The 1,243-nt window shown below is 51.1% G+C and carries 4 protein-coding genes; 1 reads left to right on the plus strand and 3 read right to left on the minus strand.

Annotated elements, in window-relative coordinates; all coding sequences use genetic code 11:
• Positions 1-153: 153 nt before the first annotated feature.
• Entirely contained in the window at positions 154-381 is a 228-nt protein-coding gene (locus HWQ67_RS18995) for a hypothetical protein (protein WP_218254262.1), read from the plus strand.
• Positions 382-440: 59 nt separating this feature from the next.
• Here HWQ67_RS18995 and HWQ67_RS20105 read toward each other — a convergent pair whose 3' ends face one another.
• The 3 genes from HWQ67_RS20105 to HWQ67_RS19005 all read right to left on the minus strand — a co-directional run.
• Positions 441-569, minus strand: a complete 129-nt coding sequence (locus tag HWQ67_RS20105; RefSeq protein ID WP_255317358.1) for a hypothetical protein — start codon at positions 567-569, stop codon at positions 441-443.
• Positions 569-862: a hypothetical protein gene (locus HWQ67_RS19000; protein WP_218254263.1), complete on the minus strand. Its 294-nt coding sequence runs from the start codon at positions 860-862 to the stop codon at positions 569-571. The genes HWQ67_RS20105 and HWQ67_RS19000 overlap by 1 nt, the downstream gene beginning before the upstream one ends.
• A 181-nt stretch (positions 863-1,043) precedes the next feature.
• The coding region (locus HWQ67_RS19005; RefSeq protein WP_218254264.1) for a hypothetical protein at positions 1,044-1,243 on the minus strand (200 nt) is incomplete at its 5' end.

Consider the following 1,243-nt stretch of genomic DNA (forward strand, 5'->3'; position numbering starts at 1 on the left):
GCCTCGTTACAGGGAAAGGCATCTCTTATCCCTTACACGGTAGGCTGATGGATGGTGATCGACCAGGCCGCTGTATTCACCTTATTGCCTGCAACCAAGTCTTGAGTCGTGACCGTGGTGCAGTACCTCGGCCCGGAAGCAGACTCCACGATCATGACGATGGTGGCAACCCCGCTCCGGTGGATCAGCATACTCGTCTGGGCCGCTATTTCAACATATCTGCAGGACGAGCAGGTCCCGACCGTAAACATGTCCGTCGTTAGGGTCAGCGACGTGTCGGCAAGCCACCCGGTAGAATCGGAACACCCAGAGATAACCGTTGGAACGATAGCAGAAGATTCCAAAACCGCGAGTTTAAGGGTCCCGCCAGCCGTTGAATAAATTCCAGCAAAGAAAGCATCCATGACGGATGTCGAACAGTATTTTGCACCAGTACCCATTTATGTGTCCTCCTCGGTGATAAATCTGAAAACAAAGTCAGCTTCGTGCGTGCAGTTAGCGGGCTGGAGGTTATAGACGATGACGTCCTTCTGCTCCTCCGCCTTGTCTTTTTTTTCTTCCTCTTCCATCACTCCTCCAGGACCATCTCGGCATGACAGGTGACAGTCGTGACCGAACTAACCCATATACCAATGGAGAGGCCATTTTTAACGAGTATCTCCTCGTCTAATGCAAATTTCTCATGGTATCCAACCTGTTTATGGACCTGTCTCCGGGCAAGAATTCCACTCGATACTCCACCCGAACAATCGGCATTAAAAATTAATCCGATCGTTCCCATATCCAGAGCTGTAGAGCCATACCGGATCACCTGGCCAAAAGCAGAGGCCGTACTCAAAGTCTGACCCGTACTTGTCGTCATCCTGCAAACCCGACAAGTTGCCGGCGCCTCCGAACTTAAAACAGCATCGAACCAGACCGACCATTCCTTCAACTTGACCGTCCTATTGCTCGGAGCAATAACTTGCACCATGCACCGGTCAGTCGTTGCAACCATAGCAGACCCGGCCGTCGTCCCAACTGCAAATATCAATCCAGCCATCTTAGTTGTCTCCTCGTCTTTTCTTGCGTTTTATTTTAATCTCATCGGGCATGCAGGAACCTGACATCGAGCCCGATGAACCTCTCAATGTTCCCAGAATAGATGCTTTCAGATCCGCCCCGCCTATGGGCGCCACATATTCGTCAAATCCTATGTCCCAAGTTCCCACCCTCGTCTGGAAGTCAATGTCATCATCGAAGG

This window comes from Candidatus Magnetobacterium casense (assembly GCF_019173545.1).
GTDB classification, from domain to species: Bacteria; Nitrospirota; Thermodesulfovibrionia; order Thermodesulfovibrionales; family Magnetobacteriaceae; genus Magnetobacterium; species Magnetobacterium cryptolimnobacter.